At 66.3% G+C, this 14,056-nt stretch carries 16 protein-coding genes and 1 riboswitch; of the genes, 10 read left to right on the forward strand and 6 right to left on the reverse strand.

The window, feature by feature from the left end; all coding sequences use genetic code 11:
• Positions 1-50: 50 nt before the first annotated feature.
• Entirely contained in the window at positions 51-803 is a 753-nt protein-coding gene (locus MY55_RS11620) for a substrate-binding periplasmic protein (RefSeq protein ID WP_043574916.1), read from the forward strand.
• Positions 804-861: 58 nt separating this feature from the next.
• Here the strand turns inward: MY55_RS11620 and MY55_RS11625 are convergent, their stop codons facing one another.
• Entirely contained in the window at positions 862-1,233 is a 372-nt protein-coding gene (locus tag MY55_RS11625) for a VOC family protein (protein ID WP_047238128.1), read from the reverse strand.
• Between the two features lie 138 nt (positions 1,234-1,371).
• On the opposite strand from MY55_RS11625, the gene MY55_RS11630 reads away from it, so the two are divergent.
• Positions 1,372-2,580, forward strand: a complete 1,209-nt coding sequence (locus MY55_RS11630; RefSeq protein WP_065202382.1) for a winged helix-turn-helix domain-containing protein — start codon at positions 1,372-1,374, stop codon at positions 2,578-2,580.
• Between the two features lie 3 nt (positions 2,581-2,583).
• Here the strand turns inward: MY55_RS11630 and MY55_RS11635 are convergent, their stop codons facing one another.
• On the reverse strand, positions 2,584-2,943 hold the full coding sequence (locus tag MY55_RS11635; RefSeq protein ID WP_043574909.1) for an EthD family reductase: 360 nt from the start codon (positions 2,941-2,943) through the stop codon (positions 2,584-2,586).
• Between the two features lie 149 nt (positions 2,944-3,092).
• On the opposite strand from MY55_RS11635, the gene MY55_RS11640 reads away from it, so the two are divergent.
• The 3 genes from MY55_RS11640 (at position 3,093) to MY55_RS11650 (ending at position 5,270) form a co-directional block, all read left to right on the forward strand.
• Positions 3,093-3,386, forward strand: a complete 294-nt coding sequence (locus tag MY55_RS11640; RefSeq protein WP_043574907.1) for a hypothetical protein — start codon at positions 3,093-3,095, stop codon at positions 3,384-3,386.
• Positions 3,387-3,487: 101 nt separating this feature from the next.
• Positions 3,488-4,057 (forward strand): PTS sugar transporter subunit IIA, encoded by a 570-nt coding sequence (locus MY55_RS11645; RefSeq protein WP_052258035.1) that lies wholly within the window; start codon positions 3,488-3,490, stop codon positions 4,055-4,057.
• A 91-nt stretch (positions 4,058-4,148) separates the two neighbouring features.
• Positions 4,149-5,270 carry a GGDEF domain-containing protein gene (locus MY55_RS11650; protein WP_065202383.1) on the forward strand — a complete coding sequence of 374 codons (1,122 nt, stop codon included), beginning with the start codon at positions 4,149-4,151 and terminating at the stop codon, positions 5,268-5,270.
• Here the strand turns inward: MY55_RS11650 and MY55_RS11655 are convergent, their stop codons facing one another.
• From MY55_RS11655 to thiC, 3 genes are all read right to left on the reverse strand, one after another.
• Complete coding sequence (locus tag MY55_RS11655) at positions 5,271-6,359, reverse strand: GGDEF domain-containing protein (RefSeq protein WP_043574904.1); 1,089 nt, start codon at positions 6,357-6,359, stop codon at positions 5,271-5,273. It abuts the gene before it with no gap.
• A gap of 190 nt (positions 6,360-6,549) precedes the next feature.
• Positions 6,550-6,789: a DUF2789 domain-containing protein gene (locus MY55_RS11660; protein WP_043574902.1), complete on the reverse strand. Its 240-nt coding sequence runs from the start codon at positions 6,787-6,789 to the stop codon at positions 6,550-6,552.
• 104 nt (positions 6,790-6,893) lie between these two features.
• Complete coding sequence (thiC, locus tag MY55_RS11665) at positions 6,894-8,768, reverse strand: phosphomethylpyrimidine synthase ThiC (RefSeq protein ID WP_482764013.1); 1,875 nt, start codon at positions 8,766-8,768, stop codon at positions 6,894-6,896.
• A gap of 103 nt (positions 8,769-8,871) precedes the next feature.
• Positions 8,872-9,019: riboswitch (TPP riboswitch) on the reverse strand.
• 112 nt (positions 9,020-9,131) lie between these two features.
• On the opposite strand from thiC, the gene MY55_RS11670 reads away from it, so the two are divergent.
• The 5 genes from MY55_RS11670 to aac(6') all read left to right on the forward strand — a co-directional run bounded on the left by MY55_RS11670 (position 9,132) and on the right by aac(6') (position 12,914).
• Positions 9,132-9,791 (forward strand): protein-L-isoaspartate O-methyltransferase family protein, encoded by a 660-nt coding sequence (locus tag MY55_RS11670; RefSeq protein ID WP_065202384.1) that lies wholly within the window; start codon positions 9,132-9,134, stop codon positions 9,789-9,791.
• Positions 9,792-9,793: 2 nt separating this feature from the next.
• Entirely contained in the window at positions 9,794-10,120 is a 327-nt protein-coding gene (locus tag MY55_RS11675) for a rhodanese-like domain-containing protein (protein WP_099049641.1), read from the forward strand.
• Between the two features lie 139 nt (positions 10,121-10,259).
• Positions 10,260-10,982: a uracil-DNA glycosylase gene (ung, locus tag MY55_RS11680; protein ID WP_047258301.1), complete on the forward strand. Its 723-nt coding sequence runs from the start codon at positions 10,260-10,262 to the stop codon at positions 10,980-10,982.
• Positions 10,983-11,061: 79 nt separating this feature from the next.
• Positions 11,062-12,372 (forward strand): hemolysin family protein, encoded by a 1,311-nt coding sequence (locus MY55_RS11685; protein ID WP_080770219.1) that lies wholly within the window; start codon positions 11,062-11,064, stop codon positions 12,370-12,372.
• 77 nt (positions 12,373-12,449) lie between these two features.
• On the forward strand, positions 12,450-12,914 hold the full coding sequence (aac(6'), locus tag MY55_RS11690) for an aminoglycoside 6'-N-acetyltransferase (RefSeq protein ID WP_052258033.1): 465 nt from the start codon (positions 12,450-12,452) through the stop codon (positions 12,912-12,914).
• A gap of 97 nt (positions 12,915-13,011) precedes the next feature.
• Here aac(6') and MY55_RS11695 read toward each other — a convergent pair whose 3' ends face one another.
• Positions 13,012-14,007: a S66 family peptidase gene (locus MY55_RS11695; RefSeq protein WP_043574890.1), complete on the reverse strand. Its 996-nt coding sequence runs from the start codon at positions 14,005-14,007 to the stop codon at positions 13,012-13,014.
• Positions 14,008-14,056 lie beyond the last annotated feature (49 nt).

Below are 14,056 nucleotides of genomic sequence, written 5' to 3' on the forward strand. Positions count from 1 at the left end.
GCCGCCAAGTACTATGCTGCAACCATGGCCATACTCGCTGATCCCACCCCATGCGGCAGAAGCTTTTCCCCACCATGCTGGCGCTATGGCTGGCCCTGGCCGGCGTCCCCGGCCTGGCCGGCGAACCGCCCGGACTGATCGTCGACTTCGACGCCAGCAATCCGCCGCTGATGTACGCCGGCCAGCAAGGCGCCGCCGGCCTGTACCCGGCGCTGGTCGCCAAGGTCTGCGAACGCGCCGGCATCGCCGTCACGCTGCGCGCCGCCTCCTGGCGCCTGGCGCTGCAGGAATTGGGCGGCGGCAGCGCAGCGGCCGGCGGCATCATCAAGACCGCCAGCCGCGAAAAACTGTTCGACTTCAGCCAGCCGCTGTTCTACGAGCGCGTGGTGATGGCTTCTCCGGCCAAGGCGCCGCGCTACCGCAAGCTTGAGGACCTGTACGGCAAAAGAGTGGGCGTGATGGCCGGCTGGAGCTACGGCGACGCCTTCGACCTGGCCAGGAAGCAAGGCCGGCTCACCGCCTTCGACGGCGACAGCGACGAGCAGAACCTGCGCCAGCTGCGCCTGGGGCGGCTGGACGTGGTGTTGGGCATACGCGAGCCGCTGCAGCTGGCGCTACGCGACGGCGGCTACCGCGACGTGGCGCTGTCGCAGGAGGCGCTGGTGACCAATCCGTCCTACCTGGCCATCAACAAGCACGCGCAGCAAGAGGCGCTGCTGACGCGCTTCAACCTGGCGCTGGAAGCGATGCGCCGCGACGGCAGCTACGACAGCGTGCTGCAGCGCGAGCTGTCCAGGCGCTGAACCGGACGCCGGCCTGCGCCGCGCGCGCGACCGCGCCCGCCTGCCACCGCCCCTGCCATCAAAAACTATAAGTGCTGACCTCGATCAGATTGCCGTCCGGGTCGTTGAAATACACCGAGGTGATCGTTCCCATCGCGCCGCTGCGGGTGATCGGCCCCTCGACGATGGCCACCCCTTCGCGCTTCAGATGCTCAGCCACCTCGGCCAAGGGCAAATGGGTGATCAGGCACAGGTCGCCGGAACCGATGGCGGCGTGGTTGCGCGTTTCCTGGCCCAAGGTTTGCAAATTGATCTTCTGGTTGCCGAAACGCAGCGCGCGGCGGCCATTGCCGAAGCTCACCGCTTCCAGCTTCAGCGCGCGCTGGTAAAAGGCGACCGCCGCCTCGATGTCGCGCACGGTCAGGACGATGTGGTCGATATGGCTGATCATGCCAGCAACTCCGGTGGAAAGTATGGACCATCCACACTGCCACAAGCCGGCCGGCCTGTCATGCCGAAAGCATGGCGGCCTGACGGCCGCCGCCTCCCCTGCTATAGTCGCCTCTCAGACTTTCTCCATGCCGAAAACATGACCGTGCACCTGCCGCTGCAACAAGCCCGCCACCTGCAACTGGCCGCCCAGGGCCTGCTGACCGCGCCGCGCCGCAAGGCGAGCAAGGCCGACGCGCTGGCCGCCATCCGCCGCATGGCGCTGCTGCAGATCGACACCATCAGCGTGGTGGCGCGCAGCCCCTACCTGGTGCTGTACAGCCGCATCGGCCAGTACGACCCGGCCTGGCTGGACCAGCTGCTGGCCGAAGGCGCGCTGTTCGAATATTGGGCGCACGAGGCCTGCTTCGTGCCGACCGAGGACTACCGGCTGCTGCGCCACCGCATGCTGAACGCCGAGGGCATGGGCTGGAAGTTTTCGCCGCGCTGGTACGCGCAGCACCGCGCCGACATCGAAGCCATCGTCGAGCGCATCCGCGCGCACGGGCCGATGCGCTCGGCCGATTTCGAGCGCCGGGACAACAAAGGCAATGGCTGGTGGGACTGGAAGCCGGAAAAACGCCACCTGGAGGCGCTGTTCACGCTGGGCCGGCTGATGGTGAAGGAGCGGCGCGCCTTCCAGCGCGTCTACGACCTGGCCGAGCGGGTGCTGCCCGGCTGGGACGACGCGCGCGACCTGCTCTCGCCGGAAGCCGCGCGGCTGGAACAGGTGCGCAACAGCTGCCGCGCGCTGGGCCTGGTCAAACCAGCCTGGGTGGCCGACTACTACCGCCTCAAGCGCGCGCCGTACACCGAGCTGCTGCATGGCCTGGCGGATGCCGGCGAACTGCTGCCGGTGAAAGTGGAAGGCTGGAGCCACGACGCCTTCGTCCACGCCAGCCTGGCCGCCGAACTGGAGCTGGCGCGCAATGGCATGCTGAACAGCGGCAACACCGCCATCCTGTCGCCGTTCGACCCGCTGGTATGGGACCGCAAGCGCGCGCTGGAGCTGTTCGATTTCGATTACAAGATCGAGTGCTATACGCCTGCGCCGAAGCGAAAGTACGGCTATTTCACGCTGCCCATCCTCAACCGCGGCAAGCTGGCGGGCCGGCTGGACGCCAAGGCCCATCGCGCGCAAGGCGTGTTCGAAGTGAAATCGCTGCACCTGGAGCCGGGCACGCGCGTCAGCCAGCGGCTGGCCGACGATCTGAAAACGGCGCTGGCCAGATTGGCCGATTGGCACGGCGCGCCGCGGCTGGCGATAAGCCAGGCGCCGGGCGACCTGGCCGCGCGCATCCTGGCCTGACGCTTACTGCGCGTTGGCGTACCAGCCGCTGACGCCGGGCTGGCGCTCGTCCCACAGCGCCACTTCGCTGAACTGGATGTCGGGCTGGATGTCGGTGTAATTGGCGATATCCCCCATGATGCGCGCCGCCACCGGGCCGAAGGCCTGCTGAAAGGCCTGCACCGAATCGCACAGCAGCAGGGCCTGCGCCACGAAGCCCGGCGGGCTGCCCGCCTCGGCGCCGGACAGGCCGCGGTCCACCCGCACGCCCTTCAGGCTATGGCCCAGCAATTGCTGCACCATCGGCATGTGGCGCTGCAGGTAGTAGTCGAAATCGAAACGCGCGGCGGGCCGATGCGGATAGACGACGGACACGACGATCATGGCAAGCTCCGGTTGTGCACAAGGAAAGGCTTAACTTACTCGCCTGGTCAAAAATTGCCAATGTCATTTAGCATGGCGCGGCGGCGATGGAACTTGCCCGCCGCCGCCGCTCTCTATCCTTCAGGCAAACCACCCGAACGGATAGACGCATGCGCACCCCGATACTCCTGATGAGCGCCGCCCTGGCGCTGGCCGGCTGCGACCAGCGCCAAACCGCCCAGCTGCAGCAGGCCGCCTCCGCCGCCATCGGCAATGTGCACCAGGGCGTCGACGCCGCCAGCGCGCCGCTGGGACAGCTGAAGGAGCAAGCCAGCGCCGCGCTGGGGGCGGCCAAGCAGGTGGGCGCGGCCGCCACCCTGCTCAATCCCGAACTGAAGGAACAAGTGGAAAAACTGAAGCGGCAGGCGTCCGACATCCAGGGCGCGATCCAGCCCAAGCCCTAGCCGCCTTAACGGCATTTTGATGGCCGGGCGCGGTTTATTTAGCTTGAATTTAGACCGGCCGACCTAGCATGGGCTTGTCATTCCCCCTGGAGAAATCCGTCATGGAAAGCCTGCCCGACTTGTGCCGCGTCAGCGACATCCTGCTGGATGTGGACGTTGACTGCAAAAACCAGCTGTTCGCCTACGCCGCCCGCCAGCTGGGCCAACGCCACGCGCTGAACAGCCAGACCGTGCAAAGCGCGCTGCAGCTGCGCGAGCAAACCGGCAGCACCGCGCTGGGCCACGGCCTGGCGCTGCCGCACGCCCGCATTCCCGGTCTGAGCGAAGCCCATGCGCTGTTTCTGCGCCTGAAGCGGGACATGGAGTTCGACTCGCCCGACGGCAAGCCGGTGCGCAGCCTGCTCTTGCTGCTGCTGCCGCAGGAAGCGCATCCGCAGCACTTGCAGCTGCTCGCCGCCATCGCCCGCATGTGCAGCGAAAGGCCGTTCCGCGAAGCGCTGGCGCGCTGCGCCCACCCGCAGCAGGTGCACCAGTTGTTCCAGCTGTGGGCTGACCCGCAGCCCAGCAACGACCCGCACTTCTGGCTGGACAGCAACCGCTACTTCCTGGACACCGAAGCCAGCCTGCGGCCCGATTACAGCATACGGCGCAAAGTGGTGGCGCGCTTCTGAGCCGGGCCGGCGGAAAACCGGGCGGGTGACAGCGGAAAACCGGCTTTGCTAGGATTAAACCGCTACCGCCCCTATTTCCGACAAGGCCTGAATGTCCAATTTCCTGCTCACCATGCTCTCCCTGACCGTCGCCAGCATAGGCGTGATCACCTGGCAGCACAGCGTGCGCGCCGATTTGCTGCGGCCGCGCCGCCGCTGGCTGCAGGCCTCGCTGCTGCTGGCCACCGGGATGATGCTGGAAGGGGAACTGCTGGGTCTGCACCCGGCGGCGCTGTCGCTGGGCAGCGGCATGAGCAACGCCGGCATCACGCTGCAGCTGATGATCATCGCCCGGCTGTGCAATCTGCGCCTGCCCGATACGCTGTGGCTGTGGGTGGGCGCCTATTCGATCCTGGACAAGTGGGTGCCGCAGCCGCTGCTGAGCGCCGCGCTGTCGGCGCTGGAAATCCCGTTGCTCTACCTGGCCGCCGCCTGGCTGTACCAACGCGCCGAACAGCAGATCTGCCACAACCGCTTCAGCCCCACCGCGCTGCTGTTCCTGCTGGGGGCGCTGCTGTTCATCTGGCGCGACGCGCCCGACCTGCTGCGGCTGTACCACGGCCAGCCCCACCTGTCGCACGAGCACACGCTGGCCCACCAGCTGGCGCTGACCGTGGCCGCCGCCGCCCAGGTATGCGGCGCGGTGGGCTTTCTCAACATCGTGCTGCAACGGCAGAACAGCCGGCTGCAGGACGCCGCCAACATCGACCCGCTCACCGCCGCCGGCAACCGGCGCGCGCTGCAATACTGGCTGCGCACGCTGGAAGCCTCGACCGAGCGGGTCTGCGTGATCATGCTGGACATCGACCATTTCAAGTCGATCAACGACCGCTTCGGCCACCCGGCCGGCGACCAGGTGATCCAGGCGCTGGCCAGCCTGCTCAACAACGGCGTGCGGGAAAACGATTTGCTGATCCGCTACGGCGGCGAGGAATTCTGCCTGGTGATGCCGGACACCGGCATCGAAACCGGCCTGGCGGTGGCGGACCGGCTGCGCCAGCAATTCAGCCAGCTGGCGCTGTTGCCGGCGCAGCCGGAGCAGCGCTGCAGCTTTTCCGCCGGCGTGCACGAATGGCAATGCCGGCAGCAGGATTTCGCCAGCGCGCAGCAAAAGGCCGACCAAGCGCTGTACCAAGCCAAGCAGAACGGCCGCAACCAGGTCTGCCGGCTGTAGTCAGCGGCCGGCGGGCTTGTCCTCGCCATCCTCCCGGTGCCGCGACTTCACCGCGTACATCTGCTGATCGGCCATCCCCACCAGCGCTTCCGGGCTGGCGAAATCCTCCGGTCCGGTTTCGACGCAGCCCATGCTCACCGTCACGCCGGACAGCGCGATTTCCATCTCGGCGCGCAGACGCTGGACGAAATTGTTCTCCGCGTGGCGGCGGCCGCAATTGGGCAGCACGATGCAGAATTCGTCGCCGCCGTAACGAAAGCAGCCGTCTTCCAGCCGCGAAATGCGATTGATGATGCCGCCCAGCACGCGCAGGATCTCGTCGCCGCGCTGATGGCCTTCGGTATCGTTGATCGCCTTGAAATCGTCGATGTCCAGATACACCAGCGCCACCCTTTCATGGCGCCGCTGCGCGCTGCGCAGCACCCGGGTCAGGGTTTCGTCCAGGTGGCGGCGGTTGAGCAGGCCGGTCAACGGGTCGGTGCGCGACAGCTCCTCCAGCTGGCGGGTGCGCATCGCCACCTTTTCCTCCAGCGCCAGCGCGTACTGCTCGGACTTGTTGCGCGAGGTTTCGATTTCCGCCACCAGGCTGCGGATATAGGTTTCGAACACCAGCGCGATGTCGAACATCACCAGCTTGTCCATCGACATCAGCGTCTGCGTGCAGACATCGGGGTCGGGAATCAGCCTGGCCACCTGCACCGACAACAGCGAGCGCAGGAAATGGATGGCCGCCAGGTACAACTTGGGCTCCACGCCGATGCGCTTGTGCACCAGGCCGATGCGCAGGCGGTTGTTGACGTATTCCAGATCGTAGACGCCGCTGAACAGGTCGATCACGTAGCGGCGCTGGGCGCTGCGCAGCCGCTGCAGGGTATCGGCGTCGCCGATCAGCAGCGCGATTTCCGGGGTGCTGGTCTGCTGCTCGTAAAAGCGCTCCACCAGATCGTCCAGCTGCGGCTCGATCAGCGCGCCGGCGGCGCGAAGCAGCAATTCGTCGCGCGGCTGCAGATCGAACAGCTGCTTGCGCTGGTCGATTTCAAACTCGGTGATGCGCAACTGCTCCAGCAACGTCTGGTCGGTCTGCTTCATGCAGCCCTCCCCCTCCATCATGACCGGTCTTATTCAAACTATATCCCAGCCTGCGGGTACGCAATCTCCTTAGCGGCGCATTGCGCGCGCCAGCGAACGCGCCTGGGTCTACATCGCCGTCTGAACGGCGCGGACAACGGCCGGCGGCTTATCCACAGGCAACCGGCGGTCTGCCTGTTTATCCACAGCTTCAGCCTTCGGCTTGCTGCAGCAGCACCGCCAGCTCGTCCGCCGCCTCGCTCCATTCGGCGTCGCACTCCAGCGCCTGGCGCAAAAAGGCCGCTTGCGACGGGCTCCAGAACGGCGCGTCGGCCAGCGACACGCGCGGCGGCAGCGGATGGCTGGCGATGAAGGCCTTGATCGCCGCCGGCTCGTCGGCCAGGCCCAACTGGCGGAACAATCCGGGCAACAGGTGGCTGCTGGTATCCATCGCGCGCTCCAATGCTGGGGGAATACGCTCATCCTAGACTGATTGCCGGCACGGCAGGCATAAAAAACGGCGGCCCGCGCCGCCGTTGTGCCAACTTGGCGACATCACACCTTGTCGTACAGCTTGGCGCCGCCCTTGACGAACTCGATGGACTTTTCCTGCATGCCCTTGTTCAGCGCGTCCTGCGCGCTGATGCCCTGTTTGGCGGCGAAATCGCGCACGTCCTGGGTGATCTTCATGCTGCAGAAATGCGGACCGCACATCGAGCAGAAATGCGCGACCTTGGCGCTATCTTTCGGCAGGGTCTCGTCGTGGAAGTCGCGCGCCTTGTCCGGGTCCAGGCCCAGGTTGAACTGGTCTTCCCAGCGGAATTCGAAACGCGCCTTGGACAGCGCGTTGTCGCGGATCTGCGCGCCGGGATGGCCCTTGGCCAGGTCGGCCGCGTGCGCCGCCAGCTTGTAGGTGATGATGCCTTCCTTGACGTCGTTCTTGTTCGGCAGGCCCAGGTGTTCCTTCTGCGTCACGTAGCACAGCATGGCCGTGCCGTACCAGCCGATCTGCGCCGCGCCGATGGCCGAGGTGATGTGGTCGTAGCCGGGCGCGATGTCGGTGGTGAGCGGCCCCAGGGTGTAGAACGGCGCTTCGCGGCACCACTCCAGCTCCTTGTCCATGTTCTCCTTGATCAGCTGCATCGGCACGTGCCCAGGGCCTTCTATCATCACTTGCACGTCGTGCCTCCAGGCGATTTCGGTCAGTTCGCCCAGCGTTTTCAATTCGCCCAGCTGCGCCGCGTCGTTGGCGTCCCAGGCGCTGCCGGGGCGCAGGCCGTCCCCCAGGCTGAAGGCCACGTCATAGGCCTTCATGATTTCGCAGATTTCCTCGAAATGGGTGTAGAGGAAGTTTTCCTGGTGATGCGCCAGACACCACTTGGCCATGATCGAGCCGCCGCGCGACACGATGCCGGTCATCCGCCCGGCGGTCAGCGGCACGTACTGCAAACGCACGCCGGCGTGGATGGTGAAGTAATCGACGCCCTGTTCGGCCTGCTCGATCAGCGTGTCCTTGAAGATTTCCCAGGTCAGGTCTTCGGCCTTGCCGTTCACCTTTTCCAGCGCCTGGTAAATCGGCACGGTGCCGATCGGCACCGGACTGTTGCGCAAAATCCACTCGCGGGTTTCGTGGATGTTCTTGCCGGTGGACAAGTCCATGATGGTGTCGGCGCCCCAGCGGATGCCCCAGGTCATCTTGTCCACTTCTTCGGATATCGACGAGGTTACCGCGCTATTGCCGATGTTGCCGTTGATTTTCACCAAGAAGTTGCGGCCGATGATCATCGGTTCGCTTTCCGGGTGATTGATGTTGGCCGGGATGATGGCGCGGCCGGCGGCCACTTCCTGGCGGACGAACTCCGGCGTGATCTCTTCCGGCAGATTGGCGCCGAAGCTCTGGCCGGCATGCTGGCGCGTCATCAGCTCCAGCAAGCGGGTGTTGCCGGTGGCCTGCAGCGCTTCCACATAGGCGCGGCGGTTCAGGTTTTCGCGGATGGCGACGAACTCCATCTCCGGGGTGATGACGCCGCGGCGGGCGTAGTGCATCTGGCTGACATTGCGGCCAGGCAAGGCGCGGCGCGGCTTGCGCTGCAGATTGAAGCGCAGCTCGGCGAGCTTGGGGTCGGCCTCGCGGGCGCGGCCGTATTCGCTGGACAGGCCATCCAGCTGCTCGCAGTCGCCGCGTTCGGCGATCCAGCCGGCGCGCACCGGCGCCAGGCCGCTCTGGATGTCGATGCGGACCGCCGGGTCGCTGTACGGGCCGCTGGTGTCGTAGACGTAGATCGGCGGGTTGGCTTCGCCGCCGAACTGGGTCGGCGTGTCGGCCTGGCGGATCTCGCGCATCGGCACGCGGATGTCCGGGCGGCTGCCGGCGACATGAATCTTGCGGGAATTGGGCAAAGGCTGGATGGCGGCGGCGTCCACCACCATCTGTTTGTTTACGGGCGCGTTCATCGGGCGGGTCTCCAGGGCGATGAAGCGGCGCAAGGAGCGGTTCGGCGCATGGCCGGCTGCGGTGGGATGGCGGGGCTATCTTCGGCAGGTGACGCTTCCCTACGCCGGGATTATCCGGGTCAGGTTCCAAGGGTATTTCTCACCCGCGCCGCCGCTTTCAACCCGATGTCCTACACTTTGGTAGCCGATCAAGCCAAACGCCAGGCGCAGGACCCCTAGCGATGCTGTGAAGGTAAGGCAAATATGGGATAATCGCAAGTTATCGTCATGACACGAGTCCTTGCCGCCCCCCAGCTTCGAACGGCGCAGCGGACTCCCAGCCCTCCGGAGTTTAAGTTGATGGATTTCGAAAAAACCCGTTTCAACATGGTCGAACAACAGATTCGCCCGTGGGACGTTCTGGATACCAACGTGCTGGATCTGCTGTTTCACGTGAAACGCGAGGACTTCGTGGCCGACAATCAGCGCCAGATGGCCTTTGTCGATACCGAACTGCCGCTGCCCAACGGCAGCAAGATGCTACAGCCCAAGATGGAAGCCCGCCTGGTGCAGGACGCCTCCATCCAGCCCACCGACAAGATCCTGGAAATCGGCACCGGCAGCGGCTATCTGACCGCGCTGCTGGCCAAGATGGGCAAGCAGGTGGTGAGCGTGGAAATCGACGCGGCCCAGAAAGCGCGCGCCGCCGAAAATCTGAAACAGGCCGGCATCGCCAACGCCACCCTGGTTGAGGGCGACGGCGTGCTGGGCCTGCCGGCGCAAGCGCCCTACGACGTGATCGTGGTCGGCGGTTCGCTGCCGGTGGTGCCGCAGGAACTGAAAGACCAGCTGGCCGTCGGCGGCCGCCTGATCCTGGTGGCCGGCGACCTGCCGGTGATGGCTTGCAAGCTGATCCAGCGCGAAACCGAAACCAGCTTCCGCGAAACCGCGCTGTTCGAGACCTGTGTCGAGCGGCTGCAGAAATTCGAAGCCGTCGAACCGGCTCGTTTCAGCTTCTGACCATGCTGCGCGAAATCACCGCTCCGCAACTGGCGGCGCTGCTGGCCGATCCGCAGGCCGCGCGCCCGGTGCTGCTGGACGTGCGCGAAGGCTGGGAATACCAGCTGGCGCACATCGAGGGCAGCGTCCACATTCCGATGAACCTGATCCCGATCCGGATGAGCGAACTGCCGGACGACGCCGCCATCGTCGCCATCTGCCATCACGGCATGCGCAGCGCCCAGGTGGCGATGTTCCTGCAGAACGCCGGCTTCGACGACGTGATCAACCTCCAGGGCGGCATCGACGCCTGGTCCGCCCAGGTGGATCCGGCCGTCGCCCGGTATTGATACTGGACTAGACGGCGCGTCGCCCATTGGGGTGACGCAGCCTACCAGCACCGCCTCCGGGCGGTGTTTTGCTTGGAACGAAACGCCGCCCGCCGCCTCCAAGGGTCGTGATCCGCCACTCCCGCCGCAAAGAAACCCTATGCAAGCTCTGAATTATCTTTCCTCCGCCCTCGCCCGCGTCCATCCGGCCTGGGAAGCGGTGCTGCGCCAAGCCGACATCGCCGCGCGGCTGGCCGACATCGACCGCCAGCTGAGCCAGCAAAGCGAGGCCGGCAAGACGCTGTTCCCGCCCGCGGCGCAGATCTTCAACGCGCTCAGCTTCGCGTCGCCGGCCGACGTCAAGGTGGTGATCCTGGGCCAGGACCCGTACCACGGCGCCGGCGAAGCGATGGGGCTGTCGTTTTCAGTGCCGGAAGGCGTGCGCGTGCCGCCGTCCTTGCGCAACATCTACAAGGAACTGGCGGCCGACCTGGGCCTGGGCATTCCCGCCAACGGCGATCTCAGCCACTGGGCGCAGCAAGGCGTATTGCTGCTCAACAGCGTGTTCACCGTCGAGCAGGACCAGGCCGGCAGCCACGGCAAGCTGGGCTGGCAGACGGTCAGCGACGCGCTGATCGACGCCGTCAACGCGCAAAGCCCCGGCTGCGTGTTCCTGCTATGGGGCAACTGGGCGCAGACCAAGGCCGAGCGCATCGACGCCAGCCGCCACCTGGCGCTGAAGGCCGCCCATCCGTCGCCGCTGTCGGCCAGCCGCGGCTTCCACGGCTGCCGCCATTTCTCCCAAGTCAACGCCTGGCTGATCGCCCGCGGCCGCCAGCCGGTGCGCTGGGCCGCCGCCGCCGCGCAAAACAGCCTGTTCTGACCTTTCTGTCCGCCGCGGCGCTTTGCGCGGCGGACGGCTTGCCCTAAGCTAGTAGCTCCGCCACTTCCCTGTCCCCATCGTGGAAATCCTGCTGCTGCTGGGCCTGATCCTGTTGAACGCCGTATTCGCGATGGCCGAGATCGCCATCGTCTCCTCGCGCAAAGTCCGGCTGCTGCAAAAGGCCGAAGACGGCCACCGCGGCGCCCGCGCGGCATTGGCGCTGGCCGCCGAACCCACCCGCTTCCTGTCCACCATCCAGATCGGCATCACCTCGATCAGCATCCTGTCCGGCGTCTACGGCGAGGCGGCGCTGTCCGAGCATCTGCGCGCCGCGCTGCTCGAGGTGCCGCTGCTGGCGCCTTACAGCAAGCCGCTGTCGGTGGCGCTGATGGTGGTGTTCATCACCACGCTGTCGCTAATCCTGGGCGAACTGGTGCCCAAACGGCTGGCGCTGCTCAATCCGGAACGGGTGGCGATGGCGCTGGCGCGGCCGATGCTGCTGCTGTCGCGCGCCAGCGCGCCGCTAGTGCAGGTGTTCAGCCGCGTCACCGACGGCCTGTTGCGCCTGTTGGGCGCCAAAAAGAGCGACGAGCCGTCGATCACCGAGGACGAGATCCGCACGCTGATGGAACAAGGCGCCGACGAAGGCGTGTTCGACCGCGCCGAACAGGAGCTGGTGGAAAACATCTTCCGCCTGGACAACCGCAAGGTGGCGGCGGTGATGACGCCGCGCAAGGACGTGGTGCTGCTGGACCTGGAAGACGGCCCGGAGCACAACCGCGAACTGCTGCTGCGGCACAACTTCAGCCATTTCCCGGTTTGCCGCGGCGACAGCGACCAGGTGATAGGCATACTCAACGCCAAGCGGCTGCTGGACCGGTTGCTCACCGGCCAGCCGGCCGACTTCGCCGCCGACCTGGCGCCGCCGCTGTACGTGCCGGCCACCTCATCGCTGATGCAGCTGCTGGAGCAGTTCAAGCAGGCGCGCAGCCACAGCGCGCTGGTGGTGGACGAATACGGCGAGCTGGAAGGCCTGGTGTCGATCAACGACGTGATGGAAGCCATCGTCGGCGATATGCCGGCCATCGGCGGCGAAGACGACGAAATCGTGCAGCGCGAGGACGGCAGCTGGCTGGTGGACGGCATGGTGTCGCTGGACAGCTTCCGCGAATTCTTCGAGCTGGACAGCCCGCTGCCGGGCGAGGCCGGCGGCAATATCCACACCCTGGGCGGCGTCATCATGTTCAAGCTGGGACGCATCCCCAGCGTCACCGATCGTTTCGAGTGGAACGGCTTCAGCTTCGAGGTGGTGGACATGGACAAGACCCGGGTCGACAAGATCCTGGTGCAGCGCCGCCATCTGCCGCAACCGGAGTTCGAGTCGATTTGAGTACGGCGGCGGACGGCGGGAAACTCGCCGCCGCGCAGGCGATCTGACAACCATCGACCGCTTCCCGCCGAGACTTCATGACCCCAGCCCTGCCCGATCGCCGCGTCGTCCAGGCCGACGCGCGCCGCCTCGCCGACTGGCTTCGCCTGCGCGCGGCGCTGTGGCCGGATTGTCCCGCCGACGACCATCGCGCGGATATCTCCCGCCAACTGACGCAAACCGGCCGCTACGCCGCCTTTCTGGCGCTTGATGCCGGCAACGCCGTCGCCTTGCTGGAGATTGCGCTACGCAACGATTACGTCAACGGCGCCCGCTCCGGCTCGCCGGTGGCCTTCATCGAAGGCCTCTACGTGGCGCCGCGGCATAGACGCGCCGGACTGACGACCATGATGCTTGCCGCGGCCAAGGCATGGGCGCTGACGCGAGGCTGTTCCGAAATGGCCTCCGACACCAGCCTGGACAACCTGGCGGCGCAGGCCGCGCATCGGGCGCTGGGCTTCGAGGAAAGCGAACGCGTGGTGTTCTACCGCATGGCGCTGTGATGCTTTGCTCGTCGCGCTGATGCCCCAGCGGGGCGATCTGCCGCCATCTCCTCCACTCTGCGCATAGGCGTAACACCCGGCGAGCCGGGCTTCCGCCCTACGGCGCCGGCCGCTGGCTGAGCCTGGCCCGGCCTTCGCCGAAAACTTCCAACACGGCCCAGGCGCCGTTCAGCAGGCTCCACTGTGGCGGCGAGTGGCCGATGTCTGCGTCCATCGCCACCGGACAGCCCAAGCCATCCAGCGCGGCGCGCACCGCCGCCTGATACGACAAAGCCCCCGCGTTGGCGGCCTCAGGGCCCGTGCTGCGGCCCAACACCAGCCCGGACAGGCCATCGAACGTTCCGGACAGCCTGAGGCCCGCCAGGGCCCTTAAAACGCCGCAGGGCGCGAGTTCGCAGTTTTCCAGGTACAGGATGGCCGGCTTGCGCTTGAAGGCCGCCAGATCGAAATACGGCGTGCCCTGCAGCGATGCCAGCACGTCCAGGCAGCCGCCGATCAGCCGGCCTGCCATTTTTCCCGCTCCGCCGTCCAGCATCCGCACTTGGTTGGCAAAGGTCTGGCCAGGCTCGTCCCAGCGCCAGTAACGCGCGTATTGCTCCTGCGCCGCCGGCATGCCGGTTTCCAACGCCGCCAGCAGCGCCTCGTAGCCGGATTGCCTTTCTTTCAGCGGCGAATCCATCAGGTTGGGCCCGTGCAGCGTGGCCCAGCCGGACAGCAGGGTCAGCGGCGCCAGAAGGGTGGAGACATCGGAGAAGCCAGCCAGCCATTTCGGCGGCAGCTTGGCCAGCGCGGCGAAATCCAGCCCCGCCAGCAGCTCTATCGCCAGTTCGCCGCCCCAGGGCGGCAGGATGGCGCGGATGCCCGGATCGAACAGGAAACGCTTCAGTTCGGCCAACCGCGCGGCGGCGGGCGCGCTGGCGTCGCATTTCTCCTCGCGCAGGCACTCGCCCTCCACCACCCGGTAGCCGCGCGCGCGCAGCATGGCCAGCGCATCATCCAGCTGGTTGTGCAGCTGCGCAGGAACCCCGGAGGAAAAGGCGGTGACGGCGATGGCGTCGCCAACCTGCAACGGCGCCGGAAAACGGGTCTGCATCTGTGGATTTCCTTCCAGCCTGGACTCCCGCCTGTGGATAAGCCGCGCT

This window comes from Chromobacterium subtsugae (assembly GCF_001676875.1).
GTDB classification, from domain to species: Bacteria; Pseudomonadota; Gammaproteobacteria; order Burkholderiales; family Chromobacteriaceae; genus Chromobacterium; species Chromobacterium subtsugae.

What these genes read in the sequence shown, in the direction of transcription:
- MY55_RS11620 (WP_043574916.1), top strand. Translation starts at nt 51, where the DNA reads ATGCGGCAGAAGCTTTTCCCCACCATGCTGGCGCTATGGCTGGCCCTG.
- MY55_RS11625 (WP_047238128.1), bottom strand. Translation starts at nt 1,233, where the DNA reads ATGATCAGCCATATCGACCACATCGTCCTGACCGTGCGCGACATCGAG.
- MY55_RS11630 (WP_065202382.1), top strand. Translation starts at nt 1,372, where the DNA reads ATGACCGTGCACCTGCCGCTGCAACAAGCCCGCCACCTGCAACTGGCC.
- MY55_RS11635 (WP_043574909.1), bottom strand. Translation starts at nt 2,943, where the DNA reads ATGATCGTCGTGTCCGTCGTCTATCCGCATCGGCCCGCCGCGCGTTTC.
- MY55_RS11640 (WP_043574907.1), top strand. Translation starts at nt 3,093, where the DNA reads ATGCGCACCCCGATACTCCTGATGAGCGCCGCCCTGGCGCTGGCCGGC.
- MY55_RS11645 (WP_052258035.1), top strand. Translation starts at nt 3,488, where the DNA reads ATGGAAAGCCTGCCCGACTTGTGCCGCGTCAGCGACATCCTGCTGGAT.
- MY55_RS11650 (WP_065202383.1), top strand. Translation starts at nt 4,149, where the DNA reads ATGTCCAATTTCCTGCTCACCATGCTCTCCCTGACCGTCGCCAGCATA.
- MY55_RS11655 (WP_043574904.1), bottom strand. Translation starts at nt 6,359, where the DNA reads ATGAAGCAGACCGACCAGACGTTGCTGGAGCAGTTGCGCATCACCGAG.
- MY55_RS11660 (WP_043574902.1), bottom strand. Translation starts at nt 6,789, where the DNA reads ATGGATACCAGCAGCCACCTGTTGCCCGGATTGTTCCGCCAGTTGGGC.
- thiC (WP_482764013.1), bottom strand. Translation starts at nt 8,768, where the DNA reads ATGGTGGTGGACGCCGCCGCCATCCAGCCTTTGCCCAATTCCCGCAAG.
- MY55_RS11670 (WP_065202384.1), top strand. Translation starts at nt 9,132, where the DNA reads ATGGATTTCGAAAAAACCCGTTTCAACATGGTCGAACAACAGATTCGC.
- MY55_RS11675 (WP_099049641.1), top strand. Translation starts at nt 9,794, where the DNA reads ATGCTGCGCGAAATCACCGCTCCGCAACTGGCGGCGCTGCTGGCCGAT.
- ung (WP_047258301.1), top strand. Translation starts at nt 10,260, where the DNA reads ATGCAAGCTCTGAATTATCTTTCCTCCGCCCTCGCCCGCGTCCATCCG.
- MY55_RS11695 (WP_043574890.1), bottom strand. Translation starts at nt 14,007, where the DNA reads ATGCAGACCCGTTTTCCGGCGCCGTTGCAGGTTGGCGACGCCATCGCC.